Raw genomic sequence first — 24409 nt, 5'->3', positions numbered from 1 at the left:
GAGTGGCCGGGGGTGTCCAGCGTACGACGCCTGGCTCGTGGGCGTCGGAGGCTGTGGACAACTGCGCCGACAACGCCGTCCCGGCGGCAAGAAGCCCGGTGCCGGGAAGTCCTCCAAGACTTCCCGGCACCGGGCTCTTCCCCCGCAACCCCCGTATGCGGTGGTCGTGACCTCGGCCTGGCCTGTGCGGCTAGTCCGTGGCGATCGCGTTCAGGACGTTCATCCGGCCCGCCCGGAACGCCGGGATCAGGGCGGCGAACAGGCCCACGAAGGCCGAGCCGATGAAGACGCCGGTGATCGTCGGCCAGGGGATCTCCAGGACCTTCAGGCCCTCCAGCGCGAGGAGCTTCTGGGCCGTCGCGCCCCAGCCCATGCCGAGGCCCAGGCCGAGCAGGGCTCCGAAGAGGGCGATGACCACGGACTCCAGGCGGATCATGCGGCGCAGCTGGCGGCGGGAGAGGCCGATGGCGCGCATGAGGCCGATCTCGCGGGTCCGCTCGACCACCGACAGGGCCAGGGTGTTCACGACACCCAGGACCGCGACGATGATCGCGAGGGCGAGCAGGCCGTAGATCATGTTCAGCAGCTGGCCGATCTGGTCCTTGAGCGCCTTCTTGTAGTCGGTCTGGTCGCGCACGGTCAGCTCGGGGTGGTCGTCGTGCAGGGCGGCCTTGAGCGCCTTGTAGGCGGCGGCCTGCTGACCGTGCTTGGCGGTCGCGAAGACCATCCGGTCCAGCGGCATCCGGTCGGCGGGCACGTGCTTCGCGGCCGTGGCGATGGCGGAGTACATCGCGCCCTTGTCGATGACGGCCTCGTCGCTGGTGATCGCGCGGACCGTCAGCCTGGCCGCCGTACCGCCCTTGAAGCCGACCGTGACGGTGGAGCCGATCTTGATGCCGTGATCCTTGGCGAAGCCCTCGGGCACGGACATCGAGTCGGGCTTGTAGGCGTCGGCGAGGGTGCCGGAGACCGTCTTGGTGCGCACGTCCTGCGCGTAGGTGGGGTCGGCCGCCTTGATGTGCTCGTCCTTGGAGGTGCGGCCGTCCGGGGTGGTCAGGGAGGCGTCGAGGATCCTGTACTCGGTGACCCGGGCGAGGCCCGGGGTGTCCTTGATGATCTCGACGGCCTGCGGGACGATCGTCTTGTCGTTGTCGGCATTGATGATGAAGTCCGTGCCGACGGTCTTGTCGAGCTGGTCGGTGGCGGAGGCCACCATCGAGGAGCCGACCACCGACAGGCAGGCCACCAGGGCGAGGCCGATCATCAGGGCGGCGCCGGTGGCGCCCGTGCGGCGCGGGTTGCGCAGCGCGTTGCGCTCGGCCATCCGGCCGACCGGGCCGAACATCCGCAGCATGATCGCGCCGAGGACGCGGACCAGGCCGCCCGCGAGCAGCGGGCCGATGACGACGAAGCCGATCAGCGTGAGGACCACGCCGAGGCCCAGCCAGCCCGAACCGGCCTTGGCCTTGTCGGCGTTCGCGGCGACGAACAGGCTCGCGGTGCCGGCGCCGGTGAGGAGCAGGCCGATCACGGCCCGTACGACACCGGCCTTGGCGTCGATGGGGGCGCCCGACTCGCGCAGGGCGGCCATCGGGGAGACCTTGCCGGCGCGCCGCGCGGGCAGGTAGGCGGCGAGGACGGTGACGATCACGCCGAGGAGCAGGCCCGCCACCGGGGTGGTCCAGGCGACGGTCAGGTCGTCGGTGGACAGGTGCATGCCCATGTTGCCCATGAGCTTCATCAGGCCGACGGCGATGCCGACGCCCGCGCCGACGCCGAGCGCGGACCCGATCACGCCCAGCAGCAGCGCCTCGACCAGCACGGACCGGTTGATCTGCTTGCGGGAGGAGCCGATGGCGCGCATCAGGCCGATCTCGCGGGTGCGCTGGGCGACCAGCATCGAGAAGGTGTTGATGATCAGGAAGATGCCGACGAGGAAGGCGATTCCGGCGAAGCCGAGCATCGCGTACTTCATGACGTTCAGCATGCTCGCGACGCTCTTCTGGTTGGCGTCGGCTACCTCCTTGGCGGTCTTCACCTTGTAGCCGTGGCCGAGTTCGGCGATCACGTTCTGCTTCAGCGCCGCGTTGGTGACGCCCTTGGCGGCGGTGACGTTGACGTTGGTGAACACGCCGGTCCTGCCGACCAGGGTCTGCTGGGCGGTCTTCGTGTCCAGGTAGAAGATGGCCGCGCCGGGGTTGGTGACGGCGAAGGAGGCGACGCCGGACACGCGCGCGTGGTGCGTGCCGACGACCGAGATCATGCCGATGTCGTCGCCCAGCTTCAGGTGGTGCTTGTCGGCGGTGTCCTTGTCGACCATCACCTGGTCCGGGCCCTTGGGCGCGGCGCCGGAGGTGATCTTCATGGTGCGGGCGTCGTTGCTGTTCCAGCTGCCGACGATGGTCGGCCCGCCGCTCTTGGGCGAGAGCTTGTCCTTGTGACCGTCGATGACGGTCACCGAGGTGGAGAAGACCGTCCCCTCGGCCTTCTGCACGCCCCGGGCCTTGCGGACCTCGCCGACCACGGAGGCCGGTATGACGGGCGGCTTGCCGGTGGAGGAGGTCGTCTCACCGGTGTCGGAGGCGCTCTTCGCGGTGACCGTCACGTCCGAGGCCGTGGCCTGGAACAGCTTGTCGAAGGTGGTGTTCATCGTGTCGGTGAACACCAGCGTGCCGCAGACGAACGCGACCGACAGCAGCACCGCGACCGCTGACAGCGCCATACGGCCCTTGTGCGCGAAGAAGTTGCGCATCGAGGTTTTGAGGACGGTCATGACGTACGCCCCCGGGCGTCGAAGTCCTTCATGCGGTCGAGGACCTGATCGGCCGTCGGGTTGTGCATCTCGTCCACGATGCGGCCGTCGGCGAGGTACAGCACGCGGTCCGCGTAGGAGGCCGCGACGGGGTCGTGGGTGACCATCACGATGGTCTGGCCGAGTTCGTCGACCGAACGGCGCAGGAAGCCCAGGACCTCCGCTCCCGCGCGGGAGTCGAGGTTTCCGGTCGGCTCGTCCCCGAAGATGATCTCCGGGCGGGCGGCGAGCGCGCGGGCCACGGCGACGCGCTGCTGCTGGCCGCCGGAGAGCTGGGTGGGCCGGTGCTTGAGCCGCCCGGCGAGACCGACGGTCTCCACGACCCGGTCCAGCCACGCCTTGTCCGGCTTGCGGCCTGCTATGTCCATGGGCAGCGTGATGTTCTCGAGCGCGTTCAGCGTCGGCAGCAGGTTGAACGCCTGGAAGATGAACCCGATCCGGTCCCGGCGCAGCTGGGTGAGCTTCTTGTCCTTCAGGCCGGTGATCTCGGTCTCGTCCAGGTAGATCTGACCGCTGCTCACCGTGTCGAGCCCGGCGAGGCAGTGCATCAGCGTGGACTTGCCGGACCCCGAGGGGCCCATGATCGCGGTGAACTGGCCGCGGGCGATGTCCACGTCGACGTGGTCCAGGGCGACGACGCGGGTCTCACCGGACCCGTACGCCTTGACGACCTGCCGGGCCCGCGCGGCAACGGCCGTAGGCCCTCCAGTGCCCCCGTGCCTGGGAATGGTCACAGCCGATGTCACGGTAAGTCTCCTATGTCGGTCAGCGAGCGGTGTCGTGAAGCAGTGCGTCGGTGTCGTGCAGCGGTACGTCGATGAGTCTCGCGGGAGGAGGGGCAGTCGCGCGCTGGTGCGAAGCCCCGTCTTACAGGGGGGAAAACCCCACCCCCGCCGGTTCGGTCAGCCGCCCCCCAGCGGCGTAAAGCCAGATTAAGGAACGCGCCCGGCCCTTCTCGTCCTCCGGCGGGACGAACCCTGCCCGCACCTTGCTGGGGAGATACCCCTAGGGGATCTCCACCGCCGGGTGGAGATCGTCTCGGGGTCGGGCTCCACCCCGGGACGCAGCAAGCCTCCACCCTCACGCCGCGTCAGGCTCAAGCGCGTTGCCTCAGGGCCGGGGGCAGGGGAAGCTGTCGTAGCGAAGTTAGGTGCATGAAACACAGGGAGGGGTCCGGTGGGGAGTACGACACCCGCGATACGCGACGGCGCCGCTCGACGGCAGGACACCCGGCGGCGGGGCGCGGTCGTCGCCGCGCTGATGCTCGCGATGGCGCTGGCCGCGCTCGACGCCACCATCGTCTCCACCGCCGTACCGCAGATCGTCGGCGACCTCGGCGGGTTCTCGTACTTCTCCTGGCTGTTCTCCGGCTATCTCCTCGCCGTCACCGTCACCCTCCCCGTCTACGGCAAGCTGTCCGACACCTTCGGCCGCAAGCCGGTCCTGGTGGTGGGCGCGTCCGTGTTCCTGCTCGGCTCGCTGCTGAGCGCCTCCGCCTGGAACATGGCGGCGCTGATCGCGTTCCGGATCGTGCAGGGCCTGGGCGGCGGGGCGTTGCAGGGCACCGTGCAGACCCTGGCCGCCGACCTGTATCCGCTGGCGGAACGCCCGAAGATCCAGGCCAGGCTGTCCACGGTGTGGGCGGTGTCGGCGGTGGCCGGCCCCGGGCTCGGCGGGGTGCTGGTGGCGTACACCGGCTGGCGCTGGATCTTCCTGGTCAACCTGCCGATCGGGGCGGCGGCGCTGTGGCTGATCGTCCGTCATCTGCACGAGCCGGAGCGGGAGAGGGCCGCCCGCGCGCGCGTGGACTGGGCGGGCGCGCTCGCGGTGTTCGCGTGCGGCGGGGTGCTGCTGACCGCGCTGGTGCAGGGCGGGGTCGCCTGGCCGTGGCTGTCGGCGCCGTCGCTCGCCCTGTTCGCCGCGGGCCTCGCGCTGGCCGGTGTGGTGGTGTGGGTGGAGCGGCGGGCGGAGCAGCCGATCATGCCCGGGTGGGTGTGGCGGCGGCGCACGATCGCGGCCGTCAACCTGGCGTTCGGCGCGCTGGGCCTGCTGATGGTGGCGCCGTCGGTGTTCCTGCCCACGTACGCGCAGTCGGTGCTCGGACTCGCGCCCGCGGCGGCCGGACTGGTGCTGTGCGTCTGGACGTTGACCTGGTCGAGCTCGGCGGCGCTCAGCCAGCACGTGTACCGGCGGATCGGCTTCCGCGACACCGCGCTGATCGGCATCGGTCTGGGCACGCTGATCCTGTTCGCGTTCCCGTTCCTGCCGTATCCCGGGGCGTGGTGGCAGCCGATGCTGCTGATGCTGCTGCTGGGCGGGGCGCTGGGGCTGTTCCAGCTGCCGCTGATCATCGGGGTGCAGTCGTCGGTGGGCTGGTCGGAGCGGGGCACGACGACCGCGTCGGTGCTGTTCTGCCGGCAGACCGGGCAGACGGTCGGCGCGTCGCTCTTCGGCGCCGTCGCCAACGCGGTGCTGGCCGCCCGGCTGGGCGGGGCGAGCGACCTGGACTCCGTCACGCGCGGACTGGACACCGGTACGGCCCCGGAGGCGACCCGGCGGGCGATCGCGGACGCGGTGCACGCGGTGTACTTCGGCGCGGCGTGCGCGGCGGCCCTGGCGTTCGTAGTGCTGCTGCTGGTGGCACCGCGACGGTTTCCGGTACGGCAGGAGTGAGGGGCGTGGTGGCATCCGGGGCCCTCTGGGTTAACGCGGGTAACACCCCAGGTCGGACCGGTATTCGAACAGCTCGGCTCGGTATTCGAGTAGCAAGCGCATACCGACTGGCCAGTCTGTGGAAAACTCCGCGCCACCCGCAACTCGCGAGTAACGTGCGTGACCCCGCTCCCCCTCTCCCTGCGGTCCGCCGCCACGGACCCGAGCCACGCAAGGAGCCCCGGGATGTCCTACGACCCGCCGCACTCCCCACCCCACCTCACCTACCCCTGGCAGCCCCCACCCCCCGAACCGCCCCGCCCACGGCCGCCGCGCGCACCCCTCGGACACCACAGCGACCTGCGCGTCCTGCGCACCGCCTACCGCTGGCAGCGGCGCACCGCCACGCTCACCGCGCTCGGCTACTTCACGCTGTTCCTGATCCTGTCCGCGTGCGCCCCGCACGTCATGACGAGCACGGTCGCCGACGGCATCCCCGCCGGCCTGCTGCTCGCCCTCGTCCAACTCCCGGTCACCTGGCTCGCGATCGCCCTGTACGAGTACACCGCGCGCCGGCACCTCGATCCGCTCGCGGACCGCATCCGCAGGGAGGCCGAACTGGACGCGCGGCGAAGGGCGGACCGATGACCGGCTTCAGCAACTCCGCGCAGGCCATGTCCCTGGTCGCGTTCTCCGCCGTCGCCGCCCTCACCCTGCTGCTGTGCGTGATGACCGGCCCGGACCGCGACGACCTCGACGAGTTCTACACCGGCTACGGCTCCCTGTCCCCGCTGCGCAACGGCCTCGCCATCGCCGGTGACTACATCTCCGCGGCCACCGTCCTCGGCACCAGCGGGGTCATCGCCCTGTGCGGCTACGACGGTGTCGTCCTCGCCCTCAGTACGGCGCTGTCGCTGATGCTGCTGATGTTCCTGCTGGCCGAACCCCTGCGCAACGCGGGCCGTTTCACCATGGGCGACGCGCTGGCCCGCCGGATGCCGGGCCGGGGCGTACGGATCGCGGCCTGCGCGGTGACCCTCGCCGCGCTGGTGCCGCTGATGCTGGTCCAATTGGCCGGTACCGGACAGCTGATGGCGTTCATCCTGGGCTTCTCCGACGCGTCGGTGAAGACCGGCTGTGTCGTGGGACTCGGCGCCCTGATGATCAGCTACGCGGCGATCGGCGGCATGAAGGGCACGGCCCTCATCCAGATCCTGAAGATCGTGATCCTGCTCGGGTCGGGCGCCGTGGTCGCCGTACTGATCCTGCGCCGCTTCGACTGGGACCCCGGCGCCCTGTTCACCGCGGCGGCCCATCAGAGCGGTGCCGGGCCGGCCTTCCTGCGCTCCGGGCTGGAGTTCAGCGGCGGCGCCTACCCCCGCCTCGACATGGTCACCTCGGAGCTGACCATCGTGCTCGGCGGTGCCTGTCTGCCGCACGTCACCATGCGCATGTACACCGCGTCCAGCGCCCGCCAGGTGCGCCGCTCGATGTCCTGGGCGGTGTCGATCGTCGCCCTGTTCGTTCTGGTCATCACGGTGGTGGGGTTCGGCGCCACGGCCCTGGTCGGCACTCCGGCGATCGCCGTGGCCGACCCGCAGGGCAACACCGCGTATCTGCTGGGCACGCGGGCGGCGTTCGGCAGCGACGTGTCCACGGCGGAGACCTTCCTCTTCACCATGGTCACGACCGCGATCTTCCTGACCCTGCTCGCCTCGGTGGCCGGGATGATCCTCGCCTGCGCCAACTCGCTGGCCCACGACGTGTTCGCGGCCCGCGCGCAGGAGATGCCCGCCCGCCGGGAGATGGCCCTCGCCCGCCTCTCGGCGCTCGCCATCGGCATCCCCACGGTCCTGCTGGCCACCCTGGTGCAGCACCACAGCCTGCAGCCGCTGATCACCCTCTCCTTCTGCCTGGGCGCCTCCGCGCTCGCGCCCGCCCTGGTCTACGGCCTCTTCTGGCGCCGCTACACGCGCAGCGGGCTGATGGCCACGCTGCTCGGGGGCTCGCTGGCCGTGCTGCTGCTCATGCCGGGCACCAATCTCGTCTCCGGCTCGCCCATATCGGCCTTCCCGCACGCCGACTTCAACTGGTTCCCGTTCACCACGACCGGCATCGTCTCCATACCGGCCGGCTTCTTCTTCGGCTGGCTCGGCACGGTCGCCTCGGGCCGCCGCGAGGCGGGGGAACAACGGCACCAGTACGAGGCGGTGGAGGGCTGGATCCTGGCGGGGGCGGTGCGCAGGGGGAGTTGACGCAGCCGCCTCCCGGGGGAGCCGCGGTGCCCGCCGGGGGGCGGTCGCTACTCCTGGGCCGCCCGGCCGGTCAGCGAGGTCAGGCTGTTGCGTACGTGGTCCATCTGCGCCTGTACGTCGTCCCAGGTCTCGCCGTGCTCGCGCAGGACCTGTTCCGTCTCGCGGGCGATGCGCTCCTCGCGCACGCGCGCGTCCGCGACGATCTCGGCGGCACGCGCGCGTGCCTCCTCCTGGCAGCGGCGCGCGGACTCCTCGGCCTCCCCGAACGCCTGCTTCGCCGCGGAGAGCGCGGCCTCGGCCCGGCTCAGCCGCTCGGCGTGGCCGGCGTCCAGCGCGGCCACGTGTTCGGCCTCCTCGTGCTCGGCCGCGGCCCAGCGCTCGGCCTGCTCCCGCTCCTGCTCGGCGAGCATGCCGGTGGTGCGCTGCCGTACCTCGCGCAACGCAGCGAGCGCCTCCCCGCGCCGCTCCTTCACCTCGCGCCGGGCGCCGATGCGGAGGTCGTCGGCCTCGGCGCGCGCCGCGAGGAGCCGCTGGCGGGCGCGTTCCTCGGCCTCCGCGAGGAGCGCGTCCGCCGCTTCCTGCGCCGCGTCGCGTACGCCCTCGGCGCGCGCCTCGGCCTGCGCGAGCTGCTGGTGCGTCTCGCGCCGCGCGCCCTCTCGTACGTCCGCGGCCTCTTCGAGCGCGAGCTGGAACACGCGCCGTGCGCGCTCCCCGAGCGACTCGTACGTCTGCGGCGCAAGCTGCGCGACGGTCTCGCGCAGCCGCGCGGCCTGTGCCTCCATGTCCTTGGCCAGCACGGTCAGCCGTGCGGCGCGCTCCCAGGAGGCGTCCCGGTCCCGGGACAGCGCCTCCGTGTACGCGTCGACCTGATCGGGGCGGTAGCCGCGCCCTCGGACGGTCATGAAGCCGTACGGCGTCACCGGTGCGCTGCTCACCCTGGGAACCCCTCTCCGCGGACATGCACGACAGGCTGATTTCGCGCACATCTTGATGGATCGGGCTTAAGTACCCATAACGCGACACTCCGAAGTCACGTCACGGGCCAAATACCGTCGAACTTCCGCACGTCGTGATGCGCAGGGCTGGACGGCCGCGCCGACCCGTTCGGCCGACACGCACTCCAGTTCGACAGGCGGGCTCCCGGCCAGGAACAGCCGCCGCCCTTCATCGCCCCGGTGCGGCTCGAAGTCCGCCCGCCCGTCTTGCCCTTCACTCGCGCGTGAAGGGCAAGACGGGCTCGAGGACGGCTACAGGAGCCCGTCCCACATCTGCTCCAGCAGCACCGACCACCACGTCTCCGGCGAGCCGAGCGCCGCCGGGTCCAGGGCGGCCAGCTGGGCCTGGAAGTCGACGGTCCAGCGGCCCGCCTGCTCCTGGTTCAGCCCGAACCGCAGCCGCCACATCCGGCCCAGCAGCGCCAGGCAGCGGGCGAACTCCGGCAGCCCGGTGTTCACGAACTGCGGCGGCACGGGCGCCCCTCCGGGCCCCGCCTCCACGGGCACGGCCACGATGTTCGCGGTGCCGTACTGCACACAGATGGCCTTGCCGAAGTCGCTGCCCATGACGAGGTACGACCCCGCGTCCGCGGCCGGCTGCACCCCGCGCTCGGCGGCCAGCTCCGCCAGCGTCGGCACCGGGCGGCCCGGCTGCGCCTGCGCCCAGAAGAACGGGCCCAGGTCCATGGGGAGTCCGGCCACGACCAGCGTGTGCGCCACGATCGGCGGCACACCCTGACGCGACACCGCCTGCTGCTCGAACCGGAACACGCCCGGCCCGAACGCCCCCGCCAGCTCCTGCGCGACGGCCTCCGGCGGGGCCGGCGGCGCGGCCTGCACCGGCGGCAGCGGCGCCCGCACCGGCGCGAGGCGCGCGGGACCGTCCGCGACCTGGTGCAACTCGCCCTGGTGCGCGAGCAGTTGCTGCATGCCCCGCTGCCGGCTCGCGTGGTCCGTGCCGTACGGCGCGATGCTCGTGATCCGCGCCTGCGGCCACTGCTCCCGGATCATCCGCGCGCAGTACGCACCCGGCAGCTGGCACGACTCCAGCTCCGTGTGCAGCTCCAGCACCTGGTCCGGCGGCACGTTCATCGCCCGCAGCTCGTGGAAGATCTGCCACTCCGGGTGCGGCGTGCCCGGCGCCGAACGCCGGATCAGCTGCTGCTCGGAGCCGTCGTGGGCGCGGTAGCGCAGCACGGCCTGGTAGCCGGGGCCGACGGTCGGCTGCCCGGCGGGCTGCTGCGGATACCCGTACGCCTGCGGCTGCCCCGGCACGGGCACGCCCGGCGGCGGCATCGCACCCGGCGGCATCGGCTGCGGAGCGCCCGGCACCGGCGGCATACCGGGGGCGCCCGGGGCGCCGGGCATGCCGGGTGCGGGCGGCGGCGGAGGTGCGCCCGGCCCGGCCACGGGAGGCGCGGCCAGCACGGTCTCCGCGTGGTGCACGGCCCCGCGCCCGCCGGGGGCGGGAGGCATGCCGGGGGCGCCCGGGGCGCCGGGCGGCTGGGGCGCGCCGGGGGCCGGAGGCATGCCCGGGGCGCCCGGAGCCGCCGGAGCGCCGGGCGGATTCGGCATGCCCGGAGCGCCCGGAGGCTGCGGCGCGCCGGGAGCGGGCGGCATGCCGCCCATCAGGCTCGGGTCGGCCAGCATCGTGGCCGCATGGTGCACACCGCCCGGAGGCGTGCCGCCCGGGGCACCCGGCGCGGCGAACGGGTTGGGGGCACCCGGAGGCTGCGGCGCGTCCGCGCCGGCCGGACCCGCGGGCGCACCGGGACCGCCCGGCCCCTCGGGCTCGAGCGCCGACAGCAGCTGCGTCGGCACGTACCCGCCCGCGGGCGCACCCGGCGGGGGAGGCGTCGCCGGGCTCCCCGGGCGGGGGCCCGGCGCACCGGGAGCGCCCGGCGGATGAGGCAGCGCGCCCGCGCCACCGCGCGCCTTCTTCGGCGGCGGCGCGGCCTTGCTCGTCGCGGCGTCCGCGATCTCCCCGGCGTTCGGCGCGAGCCGCCGCGCCGAGGCACCCGGACCGGCCGGCGGCTGCGGCACGTGCGGGGCACCACCCGGCGCCGGCGGATTGCCGTACGACGAGGCACCCGAAGGCGGCGGCGGAGGCATGCTGCCCTGCGGAGCGGCCGGCACACCAGGACCGGCAGGCGGCGCGGGCGTGCCAAGGCCGCCGGGCGCACCCGGGTAGCCGTACGACGAGGCACCCGGAGGCGGAGGCATGCTGCCCTGCGGAGCACCCGGCACACCAGGACCGGCAGGCGGCGCGGGCGTGCCAAGGCCGCCGGGCGCACCCGGGTAGCCGTACGACGAGGCACCCGGAGGCGGAGGCGGAGGTGTGCTGCCCTGCGGGGCACCCGGCACACCAGGACCGGCAGGCGGCGCGGGCGTACCGCCGGGCGGCGGGAAGCCGTGCGCTCCCGGCGCGTTCGAGGCGTCGAGCGCGGGCGCGACCGCGGTCGGCGGCAGCTGGCTGCCCCCCGACATCAGCGCCGTCTTCGCGTCCGGCGCGGCGGCCGGCGGACGCGGCGCGGGCTCGTCCACGTCGCTCAGCGGCGGCGCGAACACCGTCGCGGGCAACGGCACCGAACGGTCCTCACCGGCGTCCGCGTTCGTGTCCGTACCGGACCAGGGCGTGGCCCCGGGAGGCGTGTCCGCCGGAACCGGCGCGCCCGCCCCGGCCGCGGGCCACGACGCCCCGCTCCCGGACCCGGCGGCAGCACCCGGCGCGGGCGGCCCCGCCGGCACCCCGGCCTGCGTCTCCGCCGGCCCGGCACCAGCAGCGGCAGCACGCGCACCCGCACCCGCCGCGCTCGCCGCAGCCCCGGCACCGGCCCCGCGCCCTCCGTCGCCCGAGCGGCGGTCCGGGATGCCCATCTTGTCCGCCGCCTCCTGCAACCACTCCGGAGGAGTCAGCAGGAACGACGTCTGGTTCAGATCGACACGGGCGGCGGGCGGGGCCGGAACCGCGTCCTGCGGCTCGTCGGCGCGGCCGTACTCCTCCTCGTACCGGCGGATCACCTCACCCACCGGCAGGGCCGGCCACAGCGTGGCCTCCCCGGTGTCCCGGGCGAGGACGAGCCGCTGCCCGCCCGCGTCCGAACGCGGGCCCTCCGCACGGTCCTCGCCCCACACGACGAAGCCCAGCTCGAACTCCCGCACCCGCACCTCACGGTGCTGGTACGCCGGGACGTCACCGTTGATCCACTCCTCGGCGCGCTCCTGCGCCTGCGCGTAGGTCACCATGGCCCGAAGCTCACTCCCCCACCGGAACGACGCGTGCGAAACCGCCGTCCACCATCAGGTTCGCCACCGTCTCCAACTCCGGCGGATTACCGGCCAGTCGGGCGAGGAACGTGTCGAAGTCGTCACCGCAGGGCATCAGCAGACGCTCCACGCGCTCGGCCGGCGGCCACGACGGATCCACGTCCCGCGCATCGTCGTACGCGCAGAACCACACCGAACCGACCCGCTCGCCCTTCACCTTCACCGCGAGCAGACCGCCCTGGACGAAGGCGACACCGAGGTAGTCCTTCGTCAGATGGTCGCGCAGGCACTTGTTCACGTACACCAGGTCGTTGACCGCCGCCTCGTCGCGCACGGTGAAGAACGGCTGGTCCAGCAGCAGCCCCAGCCCGGCGTCGAGCGCCGCGCCCACCGGCGCGCAACCGCCCGCGGCCTTCAGGAAGGAGCGGTAGGCGCCCGGCATGCGGTACCCCAGCTCCTCCTCCACACCCTGGATCTGCGACTCCGTCACCGCCACACCCGACTTCGGCAGCCCGAAGTGCGCCGGACGCGTCTCCTGCAACGGCCGCGTGCCCCGCTTGCCGTGGTCCACCCGCGAGGTCGCCACACCACCGTGGTGCCGCAGCAACGCCTTCACCTCGACCGGGATCAGCTCCAGCCGCCGCGTGCCCGCCACGTGATGCCACGTCCAGCCGTGCGGCGTCGCCACGTCCGGGACCGTGTCCCACAACTCGTGCCGCGTCGCCGCCAGTGCGGCATTCGCTGACACAAAGTCCGTCAGCCGCAACTCGTCCACGCCGAAGCCCTCCGGCGGCTCGGCGATCTCCACCGCCACGCGCGCGTAGGGCGAGAAATCCGGGTAACCGCGCTCGTCCACACGTACCCCTCTCGGGTGACGTGCCGCCCGGACCGGATCCGGGAAGTGCACAACCTGCCCGGCGTAGGCCGCGTTCGGCGGCGCGGCTTGCTGCCCGAGCCGACCTGTCGTCATGGCGGTAGCCCCCTGCGGCGTTCTCTTAGGCCTGAACGGCGGTGTCGTTCGCGGATGGCGACAGCCTATGCGGTACGCGCAGCCCGGTCACCGGCCCACCGTCCCCACATGAACACCACCCCTCCGCTTCCGTGACCAGCCGTCACCCCACCGTGACGACCCGCTCGAACCCTGGCGTGTCGCGCCGCCCCAGCTTCCGCACCAGCCACGGTATTTGGCACCCTGTGTCATTCGGGGGGATGCCGGGGAGGTAAAAACGATCATGAATGCGATGCAAACGGGAGGTACGAACGTGCGGGCCGGCGACCCTCGCATCGGCTGGAGCGGCACCGGCGCACCCCCCGCCCCGACCCTCCTGCACCGCCGCGACGGCATCCTGCCCACCGTCGCCGCGGCCCTCTCCGTACGCGGCTCCACCCTCACCGGCACCGCCGCCCGCGGCGACCAGCCGCCGCCCCTGCACCCCCTCGTACAGGACTTCCTCGACACCCTCACCAGCGCCCAGCGCGACCGCTTCACCGGCCGCTGCGCCGAGACGATCCTCATATCCCGGCACGTCACCGCCGCCGACAACGCCCGCAGCAAACGCGCCGCACGCAAACCCATGACCAACGGCGAAGCCCGCAGAGCCCTCAAGCAGGCCAAGCTCACCGCCCGCCACATACGCGAGGAAGGCGACCCCCTGCACGGCGGCTTCGCCACCCCCTGCCGCGCCTGCACGGCCCTCAGCGCCCACTTCGGTGTCCGCATCGTCGACCCCACCGCGACCGACGACTGAACCGTCCGGCACGGCGTTTCAGAACGCACGCACGACACGACCGAACGAAGGGCAGATGCACCCCGACCGCGCCAGCTCCCCCTCCCGCTTCCCCGTACTCGTCGACGGCGCCCTGCGCGCCGCCGGCTGGCAACCCGGACGCTGGGACATAAAACAGGCCGAGGTCTGGGCCGACGCACTGCGCGCCCACACCTCACCCGCCGGGCACACCCACACCGTCTTCCCCGCCGCCGTCGAGGCCTGGGCCGAGTTCGGCGGCCTCCGCGTCACCCCCACCGGCCCCGGCCGCCAGGTCGCCCCCGCACCCCTGGACCTCGACCCCCTGCACGGCCTCCACCTCGCCCGCACCCTCGGCGACCTCGGCCGCGCCCTCGGCACCGAACTGTGCCCCCTCGGCCAGGAGACCGACACCGGCGCCCTGCTCGCCATCGACACCGAGGGCCGGGTCTACGCCCTCGACCACACCGGCGACTGGTACGTCGGCCCCGACATCGGCCAGGCCCTGGCCACCCTCGTCGGGGGCATAGCCCCGGCACGCCTGACGGCAGGCTGACGACAAAACACAGCCCTACGCCGCCGGAATCACCGCCGACACCCGGAACCCCCCGGCATCCGTCGGCCCCGACACGAACACACCGCCCAGCCCGAGAACCCGCTCCCGCATCCCCACCAGGCCGTTGCCGCCCGACGGCAGCCCCGCCGACGCCGACGCCGGCTCCGGAGGCGGCCCGTTCTCCACCTGCATCGCGAGCTCCGACACCCGGTGCGCCAGCCGCACACGCGTCTTCGCACCCGACGCGTGCTTGTGGACGTTCGTCAACGCCTCCTGCACCACCCGGTACGCCGTCTGCTCGATCTGCGCCGCATACGACCGCACCTCCCCCTCGACCGACAGGTCCACGACCATCCCGGCCGCGGCCGACTGCCCGACCAGCTCCTCCAGCTCCTCCAGACACGGCCCGTCCACGGCACCGTCCTCGTCGACCGCCCGGGACGCCGCCTCCGCGGCAGCCGCCCCCACCGCCGCCAACGGCACCGAAGACGACGACCGCTCCACGTCGTCCCCCGCCCGCAGCACCCCGAGCATCTCCCGCAGCTCGGTGAGCGCCTGCCGGCCCATCTCCCCCACGAGCGCCGCGTTCTTCACGGCCTTCTCCGGATCCTTGCGCGCGACCGCCTGCAACGCGGCGGCGTGCACCACCATCAGGCTCACCCGGTGCGCGACCACGTCGTGCATCTCCCGCGCGATGCGCGTCCGCTCCTCGCCACGCGCCCACTCGGCGCGCTCCTCCGCCCGCTCCGCGAGCAGCTGAAGCTCCCGCTCCAGACTGTCGGCACGCTCCCGCAGGCTCTCCATCAGGCGCCGCCGAGCGCCCACGTACAGGCCCAGCAGCACCGGAGGCGCGGTCAGGCCGATCGCCGTCGTGATCGAGGCGAACGGCACGAACCAGTTACCGAGGGTGAGATCCCCCCGCGCCATGTCCTGCCGCACCCGCACGAACGTCACGATCAGCGTGGCCAGCAGCGACATCCCCGCAAGCGAGCCGATGATCCGCCGCGGCAGCTCCGCCGCGGCCAGCGTGTACAGGCCGACGATGCCCATCAGGAAGCCCATCTGGGCCGGCGTGATCGCGATGGCGACCAGCACGACGGCGATCGGCCACTTGCGCCGCAGCAGCAGGGCCGAACCGCTGAGCACCCCGAACACGATGCCCGCCGACACCGGGATACCCGCATCCCGGGCGAACGGAATCCCCTCGGCGCCGCACTCCACGGCCGACACCAGCGCGAGGCCCCCGTCGAGCACCGCACTGCGCCACCTCGCCCACCACCACGGCCCCGTCCTGGCCCTGGCGTGGTCTTCCCCCGTCGTGGTCATGCGTCCAGCCTACGGGCGGTGGGGTGCGCTTTTCCGGTGACTTTTGGCTATTGGCCTACACCACACTCCGTAATCGAACAGCAGCGAAAACCACCACTATCACTCGAACTGCTGAACCACGCCCGTTCGATACCGGAAGCAGCCATTCCGGCTGGACGGTATGCCCATGGCACATCCACAAGGCAAGTGCACGGACTTCGAGGGGTTACGGGAGCGAGCGGTCGCGTTGCGGCGGGCGGGGCTCAGCCTTCGGCAGATCCGGGACGAGCTGAAGATCTTCGACAACGACATCCTCAACCAGCTGGTGAAGGGGGAACCGCCGCCGGAGTGGACGAAGCGACCGAGGGCCAAGGACGACCTGCGGGAGAGGGCACGGGAGCTGCGGCTCCAGGGGTGGACTTACAACCAGATCCAAGCGGAGCTGGGCTGCTCGAAGAGTTCAGTCTCACTGTGGGTGCGGGATCTTCCACATCCGACCCCGAAGTGCACGCCAGAGGAGCAACGAGAGCGGATGAATGCCGGGCTCGCGCGGTTGTACGCCTCTCGCGACCAAGAGCGCGAGGCAACAAAGCAGGCGGCAGCGGCAGCCGTCGGCGCCTTGTCGGATCGGGAACTCTTCCTCACGGGCGTCGCTCTTTACTGGGCCGAGGGCACCAAGGACAAGCCGCACGCCCGCCGGGAGGGCGTGGAGTTCGTCAACAGCGATCCCGGAGTGATCGCTGTCTTCCTCACCTGGCTGGATCTTCTCGAAGTGGGGCGCGATCGACTGTACTGCCGCGTCATGATCCACGACTCCGCTGACGTCGTGGCCGCCGAGCACTACTGGGCCGACCTTATCGGCGTCGACAAGTCAGACCTGGGCAAGACGGTTCTGAAGAAGCACAACCCAACGACCGTGCGCAAGAACACGGGAGAGATGTATCGAGGGTGCCTCGGCATCAAGGTGCGACAAGGAGCCGATTTGTACCGTCGCATCGAAGGTGCTTGGTACGGCATAGTAGGGGCTGCCACCGCATCCGATCTACGAAATCGGACATAGCGGTAATCCCGGGTCGTCTAAGGGCAAGACGGTGGTTTTTGGTACCACTTATAGGGGTTCGAATCCTCTCCCGGGAGCACATCCTTAGTTCGGGTCCTGACCGGTGACAGCACCGTCAGGGCCCGCTCTCATGTCCTTCACGAAACGCCCCGGTATCCTGCGGCTGTCACCCCCACCCATCCAGAGCCGAAGGGCAACCCCGTGAGCGCCATTCGCCCGGCAGCCGTCGTCGTTCTCGCAGCGGGTGAGGGCACCCGTATGAAGTCGGCCACACCGAAGGTCCTGCACCAGATCTGCGGCCGTTCCCTGGTGGGCCATGTGCTCGCCGCCGCGCGTGAGTTGGACCCCGAGAACCTGGTCGTCGTGGTCGGTCACGCCCGCGAGCAGGTCACCGCGCACCTGGGCGAGGTCGACCCCGCCGTGCGCACCGCCGTGCAGGCGCAGCAGAACGGGACCGGGCACGCCGTGCGGATGGGTCTGGAAGAGCTGGGCGGAGCCGTCACCGGGACCGTCGTGGTCGTGTGCGGGGACACCCCGCTGCTCACCGGCGACACCCTGACGCAGCTCGCCGCCACCCACCAGGCCGACGGCAACGCCGTGACCGTGCTGACCGCCGAGGTCCCGGACGCGACCGGGTACGGCCGGATCGTGCGCGACGACATGACGGGTGCCGTCACCGCGATCGTGGAGCACAAGGACGCCACGGACGCCCAGCGGGCGATCCGGGAGATCAACAGCGGTGTCTTCGCCTTCGACGGGCAGCTGCTCGCGGACGCCCTGAAGAAGGTGCGGACGGACAACAGCCAGGGCGAGGAGTACCTGACGGACGTGCTCGGGATCCTGCGCGAGGCCGGGCACCGGGTCGGCGCCTCGGTCGCCGGTGACCACCGGGAGATCGCCGGGATCAACAACCGCGTGCAGCTCGCCGAGGCCCGGCGGATCCTCAACGACCGGCTGCTGACGCGCGCGATGCTCGGCGGTGTGACCGTCGTCGACCCGGCCACCACCTGGGTGGACGTGACCGTGACGTTCGAGCAGGACGCGATCGTGCACCCGGGCACGCAGCTGACGGGCTCGACGCACCTCGGTGAGGGCGCGGAGGTCGGGCCGAACTGCCGGCTGAAGGACACCGTGGTCGGTGCCGGGGCGCGGGTGGACAACACCGTGTCCGACGGGGCGCTGGTCGGGCCGCGGGCGAGCGTGGGGCCGTACGCGTATCTGCGTCCGGGTACGCGGCTCGGCCTGAACTCGAAGGTCGGTACGTACGTCGAGACGAAGAACGCCTCGATCGGCGAGGGCACGAAGGTTCCGCATCTGTCGTACGTCGGTGACGCGACGATCGGTGAGTACACGAACATCGGGGCCGCGAGCGTGTTCGTGAACTACGACGGTCAGGACAAGCACCACACGACCGTGGGGTCGCACTGCCGTACGGGGTCGGACAACATGTTTGTGGCTCCTGTCACGGTCGGGGACGGTGCCTACACCGCCGCCGGGTCCGTGATCACGAAGGACGTGCCGCCCGGTTCGCTGGCCGTGGCCCGTGGTCAGCAGCGGAATATCGAGGGTTGGGTGGCCCGTAAGCGTCCTGGGAGCGCGGCTGCGAAGGCGGCCGAGGTGGCGTCCCGGCAGGGCGAGGCCGAGGACTGACCGGAAACAGGTGCGCCAAACACGGCGTACCGTGATAAGTGCACATCCGCACGCGTGCACCCCGCACCCCTACCAGCTGATTCGGCCTTTCACGCCCAGCCGAGAGGTCGCCGAGCGGCCGGCTGGCTGACACACCTCTGAGGAGACAGTGCTGTGACCGGGATCAAGACGACCGGCGAGAAGAAGTTGATGTTCTTCTCCGGCCGCGCCCACCCCGAGCTTGCCGAGGAGGTCGCCCACCAGCTGGGTGTCGGGGTCGTCCCGACGAAGGCCTTCGACTTCGCCAACGGTGAGATCTACGTCCGCTACCAGGAGTCGGCGCGTGGTGCGGACTGCTTCGTGATCCAGAGCCACACGGCTCCGATCAACCAGTGGATCATGGAGCAGCTGATCATGATCGACGCGCTGAAGCGTGCGTCGGCGCGCTCCATCACGGTCATCGTGCCGTTCTACGGTTACGCGCGGCAGGACAAGAAGCACCGTGGCCGTGAACCGATTTCGGCGCGTCTGATCGCAGACCTGATGAAGACGGCGGGTGCGGACCGAATTCTCACTGTCGACCTGCACACGGACCAGATCCAGGGCTTCTTCGACGGTCCCGTCGACCACCTGTTCGCGCTTCCGCTCCTCGCGGACTACGTGGGTGACAAGGTCGACCGCGACAAGCTGACGGTCGTGTCGCCGGACGCGGGCCGGGTGCGGGTGGCGGACCGTTGGTGTGACCGGCTCGGTGCGCCGCTGGCGATCGTGCACAAGCGCCGGGACAAGGACGTGGCGAACCAGGTGACCGTCCACGAGGTCGTGGGTGAGGTCAAGGGTCGCGTGTGTGTGCTGGTCGACGACATGATCGACACGGGTGGCACGATCTGCGCCGCTGCGGACGCGCTGTTCGCGCACGGCGCCGAGGACGTCATCGTGACCGCCACGCACGGCGTGCTCTCCGGTCCGGCCGCGGACCGGCTGAAGAACTCCCGGGTGAGCGAGTTCGTGTTCACGAACACGCTGCCGACGCCGTCGGAGCTGGGCCGGGATCTGGACAAGATCACGGTGCTGTCGATCGCTCCGATGATCGCGAGCGCGGTGCGTGAGGTGTTCGAGGACGGCTCGGTGACCAGCCTCTTCGACGAGCAGTGAGGTTTCTGCGGCTCCCGCGCGCGGGCCGGCCGTAGATCCTTTTGAGTGCGGCCTCCCCCTCCGAGTAGACTGCTGAAGTTGCTCGGCGAGGGAGGCCGTACTCGTTGTTCCGACGAGGTACGGCGGTCCGTTATCGACGCGCTCTTCGTAGCAGGCCGTTCGTGGCCGGGTGACCACGTCCGTTCCAAGATCTACGAGGAGTGATCATCATGTCCGAGGTGAAGCTCGCCGCCGAGACCCGCAACGAGTTCGGCAAGGGTGCCGCCCGCCGCATCCGCCGTGAGAACAAGGTTCCCGTTGTTCTGTACGGCCACGGCTCGGACCCGCTGCACCTGACCCTGCCGGGCCACGACCTGCTGATGGCGCTGCGTACGCCGAACGTCCTGATCTCCCTGGACATCGACGGCAAGACCAACGAGCTGGCGATCCCGAAGGCCGTGCAGCGCGACGCGGTGAAGGGCTTCCTGGAGCACGTCGACCTGCTGCTGGTCAAGCGCGGCGAGAAGGTCACGGTCGAGATTCCGGTCCACGCCGAGGGTGAGCTGGCCGCGGGTGGCAACCTGCTGGAGCACGTCCTGAACGCGCTGCCGGTCGAGGCCGAGGCGACCCACATCCCCGAGGCGCTCACCGTCTCCGTCGAGGGCCTGGAGGCCGGTGCCTCCGTCCTCGCCAAGGACATCACCCTGCCGGCCGGTGTCACGCTGGCCGTCGACGAGGACGCGGTCGTTCTCCAGGTCCTGCAGGCGCAGGCCGAGGAAGCCGTCGCGGGCGAGGCCGCCGAGGGCGAGACCGCCGAGGCCTGAGCCTCGTAGTCATCGTTCGGTCAGCCGCTGTTCCCTTCGGGGGCAGCGGCTGGCGCATATCAAGGACGCCTGAGGGCGTATCAAGGAGACATGGACGTGACCACCCCCGCCAACGCCCCCTGGCTCATCGTCGGGCTCGGTAATCCCGGGCCGGAGTACGCCATGAACCGGCACAACGTCGGCTTCATGGTGGTGGACCTGCTCGCGGAGCGGATCGGGGGGAAGTTCAAGCGGGCGGGCAAGGCCCAGGCGCAGGTGCTGGAGGGGCGGATCGGTCCGGTCGGGCCGGCGAACCGCCGGGTGATCCTCGCCAAGCCGATGTCGTACATGAACCTGTCGGGCGGCCCGGTGAACGCGCTGCGCGACTTCTACAAGGTGCCGGTGGCGAACATCGTCGCGGTCCACGACGAGCTGGACATCGACTACGGCACGCTGCGCCTGAAGCTGGGCGGCGGCGACAACGGGCACAACGGCCTCAAGTCGATGACGAAGGCGATGGGCGCGGACTACCACCGGGTGCGGTTCGGGATCGGCCGGCCGCCGGGGCGGATGCAGGTCGCGGACTTCGTGCTGAAGGACTTCGCCTCGGCGGAGCGCAAGGAGCTGGACTACTTCGTGGACCGGGCGGCGGACTCGGTGGAGTGCCTGGTGACCGAGGGGCTGGAGCGGGCGCAGAGCGCGTACAACTCCTGACGCGGAACCCCTGGCGTACAACTCCCGACTTGTCCCTTCATGGCTCCCACCGGAGTTGACCGGCCGTAGGCATATGGCCAATGATCCCGGCCATGCCTGCCACAGCCACCACCGTCCGCCAGGTCTCCGGAACCGCGTTGCGGTTCGGGCGGATCGCCTCGATGGGTGCGGTCGCCGCACTGATCCTGATCGGCGGGGTGTGGAGCTCCTGGGGAACCGCACAGCACGTGATGCTGACGAAGGGGCGTGAGCGCGGCACGATCAAGGTCACCCGGTGCGACGGCGGCACGTGTACGGGCCCGTTCACGCCGGCGTCCGCGGGCGCGAGCGTCCGGACGGACGTGCGGATCGCGAAGTCCGTCGCGGTGCGCAAGGGGCAGACGTACGACGTCGTCCTGAAGCCCGGTACCGGGGACGCGGTGCGGTCCGGTCCCGCGGGGATCCTGTACGCCTGGATACCGCTCGGCGGGGCGCTGCTGCTGGCCGCCGTGGTGGTCGCGGGCGGGATGCGGCTGACGCGGGTGGCGTGGGTGCTGGGCGGTTCGGGGGCGGCGCTGCTGACGGCGGCGTACCTGGCGCTCCAGTGACGGCGATCAGAACGTGAGGGTGCCCCCGGGGTCGTACGGACCCCGGGGGCACCCTTCTTCGTGTGTGGCCGTCAGCCGGTGTTGCGCAGGCCCGCCGCCACGCCGTTGACCGTGAGGAGCAGGGCGCGGGAGAGCAGCGGGTCGGGCTCGGTGCCCGTGGCCGCCTCGTCGCGCTGGCGCTTGAGCAGGGTGACCTGAAGGTAGGAGATCGGGTCCAGGTAGGCGTCGCGGACGGTGAAGGTCTGGCGGAGCGCCGGCTGGGCGTCGAGGAGTTCGGTCTCGCCCGTCACCCGCAGCACTTCGCGGACGGTCAGCTCGTGTTCGGCCTTGATGGTGTCGAAGACGTGCTTGAGCTCGTCGGGGACGAGGGTGTCGACGTAGTGCTGGGCGATCCTGAGGTCCGTCTTGGCCAGCGTCATCTCGACGTTGGAGATGAAGTTGCGGAAGAAGTGCCACTGTCCGTGCATCTCGGCCAGGACGGTGTCCCCTTCTTGCCGCAGGCCCGCCTCGCGCAGGGCCTTGAGGCCGGAGCCGACGCCGTACCAGCCGGGGACGATCTGCCGGGACTGGGTCCAGCCGAACACCCACGGGATGGCGCGCAGGCCGTCCAGGCCGGCGCCGGAGTCGGGGCGGCGGGAGGGCCGGGAGCCGAGGTGGAGGTCGGCGAGCTGGTCCACGGGGGTGGAGGCGAAGAAGTAGGCGGGCAGGTCGGGGTCCTCGACCAGCTTGCGGTACGCGTCGTGGGCGGCGTCGGAGACGACGTCCATGGCGGCGTCCCAGCGGGCGAGGGCCTCGTCGGACTGGCGGGGCGCGGTGTGCAGGGCGGAGGCCTGCAGGGTTGCCGCGACCGTCAGTTCGAGGTTCTCCCGGGCCAGGGACGGGATGAGGTACTTGTCGGAGATGACCTCGCCCTGCTCGGTGACCTTGATCTCGCCCTCCAGGGTGCCCCAGGGCTGGGCGAGGATGGCGTCGTGGGAGGGGCCGCCGCCGCGGCCGACGGTGCCGCCGCGGCCGTGGAACAGGCGCAGGCGGACGCCGTAGCGGTGGGCGACGTCACGCAGCCGGCGCTGGGCGCGGTGGATCTCCCACTGGCTGGTGGTGATGCCGCCGAACTTGGAGGAGTCGGAGTAGCCGAGCATGACCTCCTGGACGTCTCCGCGCAGCGCGACCAGGCGCCGGTAGGAGGGGTCGGAGAGCATGTCCTCCAGGATGGTGTCGGCGGCCTTGAGTTCGTCGGTGGTCTCCAGCAGCGGGACGATGCCGATCTTGGCCCAGCCGGCGTGCAGGTCGACGAGGCCGGCCTCGCGGGCGAGGACGGCGGCGGCGAAGACGTCGTCGGCGCCCTGGCACATGGAGATGATGTACGACTCGATGACCTCGGGGCCGAACACCTCCAGCGCCTTCTTGACCGTCTGGAAGACGCCGAGGGTCTTCGCGCCGGCCGCGTCCACGGGTGCCGGGGTCGGGGCCAGCGGCCTCCTGGAGCGCAGCTCCTTGGCGAGGAGCTTGGCGCGGTACTCGCGGGGCATGTCGGCGTAGCACCAGGACTCCTCGCCGAGCCGGTCGAAGAGCTGGCCGAGGGCGTGGTGGTGGGCGTCGGCGTGCTCGCGTACGTCCATGGTGGCGAGCTGGAGGCCGAAGGCGGCCAGGGTGCGGATGGTGCGGTTGATGCGGCCGTCGGCGACGAGGCCGCCGCGGTGCTCGCGCAGGGAGGCCTGGATGATCCGCAGGTCGGCCAGCAGCTCGCTGGTGCCGAGGTAGTCGCGGCCGTCCTCGTGGGGGGTGCCCTTGGCGAGGCGCTGCTTGGTGTTCTCCAGCTTCTGCCGGATGCAGGTGGCCTTGAGCCGGTAGGGCTCCTCGGCGTTGAGGCGCTTGTAGCGGGGGCTGATCTCGGGCAGCCGTTCGAGGTCGGTCTTCAGCGAGGTGAGGAGTTCCTCGGTGGCGCCGGAGTAGCGGATGGAATTGGAGAGCAGTCCGCGCAGCCCGTCGATCGTCTCCAGGGCGTCGTTGATGCCGTGCTCGTGCTGGAGGATGAGGACGTCCCAGGTGACCTGGGGGGTGACGTTGGGGTTGCCGTCGCGGTCGCCGCCGATCCAGGTGCCGAAGGTGAGGGGGCGGGTGGCCTCGGGGAGCTTGACGCCGACGCGCTCCAGTTCCGCGGTGAGGTCCTCCAGGACGTCGCCGACGGCGTCGGCGTGCAGTTCGTCCAGGTAGTAGATGGCGTTGCGGGCCTCGTCGGCGGGCTCGGGGCGCACCACGCGCAGCTCGTCGGTCTGCCACACCAGGTCGATGTTCTCGGCGAGGCGGACGTCGTGGCGGCGGCGGTCGGAGTCGAGGACGGGGGTGTCCAGCAGCTCGGCGATGCGCCGGAGCTTGTTGAGGACCGACCGGCGCGCGGCCTCGGTGGGGTGTGCCGTGAACACCGGGCGAACGTTGAGGTGCTCGACACTCTGCTTCAGGTGCTCGGGGTCGGCGTCCTTCAGGCGGTCGGCGGTGCGGGCGAGCAGGCCGCCCTCGGCGGCGCGCCTGGCGCGCAGCTCCCGGCCGCGGTGCACCTGCTCGGTGACGTTGGCCAGGTGGAAGTAGGTGGAGAAGGCGCGGACCAGCTGGGCGGCGGTCTGCAGTTCGGTGCCGCGCAGCAGCTCGGCGGCGGCCTCACCGTCCTCCCGGGTGAGGCGGCGGACCTTCTCGACCAGCTCAAGGAGCTCGGGGCCCTCCTGCCGGACGAGGGTCTCGCCGAGGAGGTCACCCAGTCGCCGGATGTCGGCGCGCAGCTCGCTGCTGGTCGTGGTGGTCTGGTCGTCGGCACTGCTCACAGGTGCGGCTCCTTGCAGTGTTGAAGCTCGTCTGGGAGGGAACCCGGAAGCCGTCGGCTGTGCGGCGCGGAGGCGCCGC

General features: G+C 71.5%; 18 protein-coding genes and 1 tRNA gene. 12 read left to right on the top strand and 7 right to left on the bottom strand.

The features are described 5' to 3' along the window. Window positions 1-190: 190 nt before the first annotated feature. Both ACWD35_RS34000 and ACWD35_RS33995 read right to left on the bottom strand, forming a co-directional pair. Window positions 191-2773 (bottom strand): ABC transporter permease, encoded by a 2583-nt coding sequence (locus ACWD35_RS34000; protein WP_451355202.1) that lies wholly within the window; start codon window positions 2771-2773, stop codon window positions 191-193. Then, window positions 2770-3558, bottom strand: a complete 789-nt coding sequence (locus tag ACWD35_RS33995) for an ABC transporter ATP-binding protein (protein WP_451355201.1) — start codon at window positions 3556-3558, stop codon at window positions 2770-2772. Before ACWD35_RS33995 ends, ACWD35_RS34000 begins: the two co-directional genes overlap by 4 nt. A 430-nt stretch (window positions 3559-3988) precedes the next feature. On the opposite strand from ACWD35_RS33995, the gene ACWD35_RS33990 reads away from it, so the two are divergent. The 3 genes from ACWD35_RS33990 (at window position 3989) to ACWD35_RS33980 (ending at window position 7719) form a co-directional block, all read left to right on the top strand. Next, window positions 3989-5485 (top strand): MFS transporter, encoded by a 1497-nt coding sequence (locus ACWD35_RS33990; protein ID WP_451355200.1) that lies wholly within the window; start codon window positions 3989-3991, stop codon window positions 5483-5485. 225 nt (window positions 5486-5710) lie between these two features. Continuing rightward, window positions 5711-6112 carry a DUF485 domain-containing protein gene (locus ACWD35_RS33985; protein WP_451355199.1) on the top strand — a complete coding sequence of 134 codons (402 nt, stop codon included), beginning with the start codon at window positions 5711-5713 and terminating at the stop codon, window positions 6110-6112. Continuing rightward, window positions 6109-7719, top strand: a complete 1611-nt coding sequence (locus ACWD35_RS33980) for a sodium/solute symporter (RefSeq protein ID WP_451355198.1) — start codon at window positions 6109-6111, stop codon at window positions 7717-7719. Before ACWD35_RS33985 ends, ACWD35_RS33980 begins: the two co-directional genes overlap by 4 nt. 47 nt (window positions 7720-7766) lie before the next feature. Here ACWD35_RS33980 and ACWD35_RS33975 read toward each other — a convergent pair whose 3' ends face one another. The 3 genes from ACWD35_RS33975 to ACWD35_RS33965 all read right to left on the bottom strand — a co-directional run bounded on the left by ACWD35_RS33975 (window position 7767) and on the right by ACWD35_RS33965 (window position 12951). Further along, on the bottom strand, window positions 7767-8621 hold the full coding sequence (locus tag ACWD35_RS33975) for a cellulose-binding protein (RefSeq protein WP_451355229.1): 855 nt from the start codon (window positions 8619-8621) through the stop codon (window positions 7767-7769). Between the two features lie 345 nt (window positions 8622-8966). Continuing rightward, complete coding sequence (locus ACWD35_RS33970) at window positions 8967-11960, bottom strand: SUKH-4 family immunity protein (protein ID WP_451355197.1); 2994 nt, start codon at window positions 11958-11960, stop codon at window positions 8967-8969. A 10-nt stretch (window positions 11961-11970) separates the two neighbouring features. Continuing rightward, on the bottom strand, window positions 11971-12951 hold the full coding sequence (locus ACWD35_RS33965) for an SMI1/KNR4 family protein (protein ID WP_451355196.1): 981 nt from the start codon (window positions 12949-12951) through the stop codon (window positions 11971-11973). Between the two features lie 262 nt (window positions 12952-13213). On the opposite strand from ACWD35_RS33965, the gene ACWD35_RS33960 reads away from it, so the two are divergent. Further along, window positions 13214-13729 (top strand): YwqJ-related putative deaminase, encoded by a 516-nt coding sequence (locus tag ACWD35_RS33960; RefSeq protein WP_451355195.1) that lies wholly within the window; start codon window positions 13214-13216, stop codon window positions 13727-13729. Window positions 13730-13784: 55 nt separating this feature from the next. Next, window positions 13785-14282 carry an SUKH-3 domain-containing protein gene (locus ACWD35_RS33955; protein ID WP_451355194.1) on the top strand — a complete coding sequence of 166 codons (498 nt, stop codon included), beginning with the start codon at window positions 13785-13787 and terminating at the stop codon, window positions 14280-14282. A gap of 15 nt (window positions 14283-14297) precedes the next feature. Here the strand turns inward: ACWD35_RS33955 and ACWD35_RS33950 are convergent, their stop codons facing one another. Further along, a complete protein-coding gene (locus tag ACWD35_RS33950) occupies window positions 14298-15608 on the bottom strand; it encodes a sensor histidine kinase (protein WP_451355193.1) in 1311 nt (436 codons plus the stop codon). A gap of 166 nt (window positions 15609-15774) precedes the next feature. Between ACWD35_RS33950 and ACWD35_RS33945 the strand changes: the two genes are divergently transcribed. The 7 genes from ACWD35_RS33945 to ACWD35_RS33915 all read left to right on the top strand — a co-directional run bounded on the left by ACWD35_RS33945 (window position 15775) and on the right by ACWD35_RS33915 (window position 21514). Further along, entirely contained in the window at window positions 15775-16647 is an 873-nt protein-coding gene (locus tag ACWD35_RS33945) for a terminase gpP N-terminus-related DNA-binding protein (protein ID WP_451355192.1), read from the top strand. Window positions 16648-16653: 6 nt separating this feature from the next. After that, window positions 16654-16724, top strand: a tRNA-Gln gene (locus ACWD35_RS33940). A 124-nt stretch (window positions 16725-16848) separates the two neighbouring features. Further along, window positions 16849-18297: a bifunctional UDP-N-acetylglucosamine diphosphorylase/glucosamine-1-phosphate N-acetyltransferase GlmU gene (gene glmU / locus ACWD35_RS33935; protein ID WP_451355191.1), complete on the top strand. Its 1449-nt coding sequence runs from the start codon at window positions 16849-16851 to the stop codon at window positions 18295-18297. A gap of 153 nt (window positions 18298-18450) precedes the next feature. Continuing rightward, on the top strand, window positions 18451-19431 hold the full coding sequence (locus ACWD35_RS33930) for a ribose-phosphate diphosphokinase (RefSeq protein WP_451355190.1): 981 nt from the start codon (window positions 18451-18453) through the stop codon (window positions 19429-19431). 209 nt (window positions 19432-19640) lie between these two features. Further along, the gene (locus ACWD35_RS33925; protein WP_451355189.1) at window positions 19641-20234 is read left to right on the top strand and encodes a 50S ribosomal protein L25/general stress protein Ctc; all 594 of its coding nucleotides are present in this window, start codon (window positions 19641-19643) and stop codon (window positions 20232-20234) included. Window positions 20235-20324: 90 nt separating this feature from the next. Further along, the gene (gene pth, locus ACWD35_RS33920) at window positions 20325-20927 is read left to right on the top strand and encodes an aminoacyl-tRNA hydrolase (RefSeq protein WP_451355188.1); all 603 of its coding nucleotides are present in this window, start codon (window positions 20325-20327) and stop codon (window positions 20925-20927) included. Between the two features lie 80 nt (window positions 20928-21007). Beyond that, complete coding sequence (locus ACWD35_RS33915) at window positions 21008-21514, top strand: hypothetical protein (RefSeq protein ID WP_451355187.1); 507 nt, start codon at window positions 21008-21010, stop codon at window positions 21512-21514. Window positions 21515-21585: 71 nt separating this feature from the next. On the opposite strand, the gene ppc is transcribed toward ACWD35_RS33915, so the two are convergent. Then, window positions 21586-24330 (bottom strand): phosphoenolpyruvate carboxylase, encoded by a 2745-nt coding sequence (gene ppc, locus ACWD35_RS33910; protein ID WP_451355186.1) that lies wholly within the window; start codon window positions 24328-24330, stop codon window positions 21586-21588. Window positions 24331-24409 lie beyond the last annotated feature (79 nt).

The sequence above is a fragment of the Streptomyces sp. NPDC002671 genome (assembly GCF_053592475.1).
This window is presented reverse-complemented; position numbering and strand designations above follow the sequence as displayed.